We start from the raw sequence: 4,391 nt of genomic DNA on the forward strand, positions 1-4,391 counted from the left end.
GCCTGCTGCAAAAAACCAATGATCTGCTCTTCTGAAAATCGCTTCTTCAAGTCCATTCTCCTTCTCGAAAACGGACTTTACTAAATTGCCTGTGGCACTGATTACGGGGAGCACCTCACGCTCTCCGAAGTCGCCGGCGCCAAGATCGACGAAGTCGAGTGTTGGCAAATGAGCGCCTCCTGCATGACCAACATCGGTCACTTCCGTGCCGCCGGCAAGGTCCTCAAAGGAAAGTCCCGAGTGTGTAAGAATTTTTGTGTAAACGGTCACCTGGCAGGAAACTGCCACATTGCCAGGAGCGATGATGACCGTAGGAAAGAAAGCAGTACCCAAGGAGTTACTAGACAGCCTGCTGGCTGACTACCGCAAGCCGGAAGACCTGATTGGCGAGAATGGGTTGCTCAAGCAACTGACCAAGCTGCTGGTCGAGAAGGCACTGGAAGCGGAGATGGCTGACCATCTCGGCCACGGGAAGAATGAGCCGGTCGAGAATCCTGCCGGCAACACCCGCAACGGCAAGAGCAGGAAGACCTTGAAGGGCGAGTTCGGCGAACTGCCCATTGAGATTCCTCGTGACCGCCACGGCACGTTCGAGCCGCAGTTGATCCCGAAGCACCAGACCCGCTGGAGCGGCTTTGACGACAAGATTCTGTCGCTCTACGCCCGAGGAATGACGGTTCGCGAGATACAGGCCCATCTTGAAGAGATGTATGGCACCGAGGTGTCACCGACACTGATTTCCTCGGTAACCGACGCTGTGATCGAAGAGGTCAAGGCTTGGCAGTCCCGGCCTCTGGACAGCATTTACCCCATCGTCTATCTCGATTGCATCCACGTGAAGGTCAGGGATGGCAGTGTGCGGGTCAAGGCCGTCTATCTGGCCATCGGCCTCAACATGGCCGGAGAGAAGGAGGTGCTGGGCCTGTGGATCGCACAGACTGAGGGGGCCAAGTTCTGGTTACAGGTCATCACCGAGTTGAAGAACCGTGGGGTGCAGGATGTCTTTATTGCCTGCGTGGATGGCCTCAAGGGATTCCCGGAAGCCATCGAAGCTGTGTATCCCCATGCCGCCGTCCAGCTTTGTATCGTCCATCTGGTGCGCCATAGCCTGAATTACGTCTCGTGGAAGATGCGGCCTGAGGTCGCTGCCGACCTGAAGCGGATTTACACCTGCGCCACGGCGGACGAGGCTGAGCAGATGCTCGGTGAATTCGAGGACAAGTGGGATGACGCCTATCTGCCGATCAGTCAGTCCTGGCGTCGGAACTGGCCGAGGATCATCCCGTTCTTCGACTACCCGCCAGAGATTCGCAAGGTCATTTACACGACCAATGCGATCGAATCGGTGAACATGAGTCTGCGCAAAATCACCAAGAACCGCGGCTCTTTTCCGAGCGATGAAGCGCTCCTGAAACTGTTCTACCTGGCGCTGCGCAACATCAGTCGGAAATGGACCATGCCGATTCGGGATTGGAAGGCGGCGCCGACTCGCTTTACTATCCAGTTCGAGGACCGGATGAACAACCTTTAACCCAAACCCCGTTTACACAAAATTCCGGACAACCTCGTGCCAGCTTTATTTTGCCAGACAAGGAGATTTTGTATTTTCAAACCATTGTCCTATCTCACTCCTCTATAATTGTCAAAGTCATATATGGTTATTGGTTTAAACAGTGCTATTACAGGTCTATAAATATGCCCAATGGTGTCCCTGTTATTTCTTCCGCGAGACGTAAAACCATGAAGACCCGGTTCATGCGGCATTGTTCGGTTGCATTGGTTGGCGTCGCAATCTCTACAGCCAACTTCGGACGTGAGATTCCATTTATTCCCCAGACACCTGCGTGTCTGGAAGGTGGCCTATCCTCCTGCAGTGAGTCCATCGTTACCGAGGAAAATTTTTTAGCCGAACTACGGAATATGGATAGCGGCAGCCGGTTAAAGGCAATTGCAGCGTGGCAGAGCTTTTCTCCTATGCCCCCACTCAACCGCTTGATCGCCATGACAGACGATCCGAACCATCCATATAGAAATATCGCTGCCGTTTCACTCACCCGGCTGAACCCCGTGCCGACGGAGGCATACCCCTCCCTTTGCCGCGCCGTTGAAACGGGAAGGGAAGAGGCGCCGGTGATCATGTCTCTCCTGGCTAAGCGCCCTAGGGATTGCGGCGTCTCCACTCTAGTCAAATCTCTGGGACGATCGCCTATTACTGTCAAATACCTCAATGGTGATGCCATAGTTACCGTTGGCATTGATTTTGCCCGGCATGCCGAAGATGCCTTGAGGACTGTCGGTAAACCTGCGGTTCCTCTATTGATTACCGAACTTGACCAGGTACACGACCAAAAACATAGGGCTAGGATCGTTCGCGTCCTCCAAACTGTCCTTAACGATCATCCCGATTTCCCATTGAACGGCAAGGAACTGGATTCCCTGACAGAACTTCTGGTCAAGAGAAATGTAACGGACCGGAGCAACACCATTTCATTGCTTGAGCGGATCTATCGGAAGCAGCCCTTACCAGAGCAATTGGCAGAATGGATCGCTAAAACCTATCTTTCCATACCGGACGGAGAACCTCCGCGTGAGGCATCCCAAAGCCACGCCCTTTTCTTTACCAACGCGAGTCACATCAATGAGGAACTATTGGCGGTGCGTATGCTTGGTGCTAGCTCCTCGCCTCTGGTGGCCGAAACCTTGGTCAACTGGGCATGTTCCGGGCGCCGTTTGGAAGAGGGAAGGGTTACTACCTGGTCCCCTGGTTCGGATGTGAAGCTTGCAGGAAATCTGGATGCCATCGTTGAAAGCCTGCAAAAGATAGGTTCGCCAGCGATCCCAGTATTGCTGAAGACCATGACAGGGTCATGCAACAGGTATGCAGCCAGAGACCTCGAGACGGTTCTTGTAATGGCCGATCTATCAGGAGCTGATGTAAAGACCATGGCAATTCTGATTACGAATGCCAGCAATAATCCATTTATGTTGTTTTCACTACGGTACCTGCGTCCCTATCCGCCAGAACTCCTGTCGGCCCTACACAAAGCCGCGCGTAATGATGATGAGCGGATCAACTCTCGGCTTAGCGACGCCCTAGCCCTTCTCTATCGTGATGTGGTTGCCAGCACCGATACGTCTGCCGAGGCAGATATCCCGCTTATCGAGTCCACCACGAAAAATCTGAACAACCAAGTATCGAAACTGCGTTCTGATAATGAACAGATAAGACGTTCCACCGCCGAATTTTTTGAGATTTTGGGGCTTCCGTTGCCGGAAGTAGTCGAGGCTCTCATCGATACCCTGGGCGACAAGTCCGATGTGGTCAAGATTGCCGCAGCCAATGCCCTTGGAAAAATGCGGGCAACGGCTTCAGTCCCCGCCCTACAGGCTGCTGCCAAAGACAAGAGCGTGGCGCTTGCCAACGCGGCGGAACAAGCCTTGAAGCGTATTCGCCCCAGCCAATAAGGGGCTGGCGGATTCATTACGGCGCCACGGCATTCCCCAGTACAGTAATTCGACATGGAAAATAGGACCATCTGGTTAGCTTTTCTGATCAGTCATTCAGGGAGCCGAAGTGCTGGTCGCCAAGGATCCCTGATCGCCTACGTCGGTGACGTAGTCGGTACCGGTTCTTCGCGCAAGTCCGCCACCAATTCCGTGCTGTGGTTCACCGGCGAAGACATTCCTTTCGTCCCGAACAAGCGTTTCGGTGGTTTCTGCCTCGGTTCCAAGATTGCTCCGATCTTCTTCAACACCATGGAAGATGCCGGCGCCCTGCCGATCGAAATCGACTGCAGCGCGATGGACATGGGCGACGAGATCGAACTGAAGGTCGATCAGGCCACCGGCAAGGTCACTGCCACCAAGAACGGTGCCGTGATCGCCGAATCGCAACTGAAGACCCTAGTCATCATGGACGAAGTCCGCGCTGGCGGCCGTATCCCCCTGATCATCGGTCGTGGTTTGACCACCAAGGCGCGTGAATTCCTCGGCCTGCCGCAATCCACGCTGTTCCGCCTGCCGCAAAACCCGGCCGACGACGGCAAGGGCTACTCGCTGGCCCAGAAGATGGTCGGCAAGGCCTGCGGCGTGACCGGCATCCTGCCGGGCACCTACTGCGAGCCGAAGATGACCACCGTCGGTTCGCAAGACACCACCGGCCCGATGACCCGCGACGAACTGAAGGACCTGGCCTGTCTCGGCTTCTCCGCCGATCTGGTCATGCAGTCCTTCTGCCACACCGCCGCCTATCCGAAGCTGGTCGACGTCAAGATGCACCGCGAACTGCCGTCCTTCATCAGCACCCGTGGCGGCGTTGCGCTGCGTCCGGGCGACGGCGTCATCCACTCCTGGCTGAACCGCCTGCTGCTGCCGGATACCGTTGGTACCGG

General features: G+C 55.2%; 3 protein-coding genes and 1 pseudogene. 3 read left to right on the forward strand and 1 reads right to left on the reverse strand.

Annotated features, from left to right (window positions below; translation table 11 throughout):
• A partial coding sequence (locus RCI20_RS13805) for a hypothetical protein (RefSeq protein ID WP_306606451.1) occupies positions 1–270 on the reverse strand: 270 nt, incomplete at its 3' end.
• A gap of 34 nt (positions 271–304) precedes the next feature.
• Between RCI20_RS13805 and RCI20_RS13810 the strand changes: the two genes are divergently transcribed.
• The 3 genes and pseudogenes from RCI20_RS13810 to RCI20_RS13820 form a co-directional block, all read left to right on the forward strand.
• The gene (locus tag RCI20_RS13810; RefSeq protein ID WP_306606453.1) at positions 305–1,531 is read left to right on the forward strand and encodes an IS256 family transposase; all 1,227 of its coding nucleotides are present in this window, start codon (positions 305–307) and stop codon (positions 1,529–1,531) included.
• On the forward strand, positions 1,450–3,465 hold the full coding sequence (locus RCI20_RS13815; RefSeq protein ID WP_306606452.1) for a HEAT repeat domain-containing protein: 2,016 nt from the start codon (positions 1,450–1,452) through the stop codon (positions 3,463–3,465). The genes RCI20_RS13810 and RCI20_RS13815 overlap by 82 nt, the downstream gene beginning before the upstream one ends.
• 120 nt (positions 3,466–3,585) lie before the next feature.
• Positions 3,586–4,391, forward strand: a pseudogene (locus tag RCI20_RS13820) (aconitate hydratase B); the annotation flags it as partial.

It is taken from the genome of Azonexus sp., assembly GCF_030824335.1.
Taxonomy (GTDB): domain Bacteria; phylum Pseudomonadota; class Gammaproteobacteria; order Burkholderiales; family Rhodocyclaceae; genus Azonexus.

Excerpts from the sequence above, each read along its gene's own strand:
- RCI20_RS13810 (WP_306606453.1), top strand. The coding sequence starts at position 305 with ATGACCGTAGGAAAGAAAGCAGTACCCAAGGAGTTACTAGACAGCCTG.
- RCI20_RS13815 (WP_306606452.1), top strand. The coding sequence starts at position 1,450 with ATGGACCATGCCGATTCGGGATTGGAAGGCGGCGCCGACTCGCTTTAC.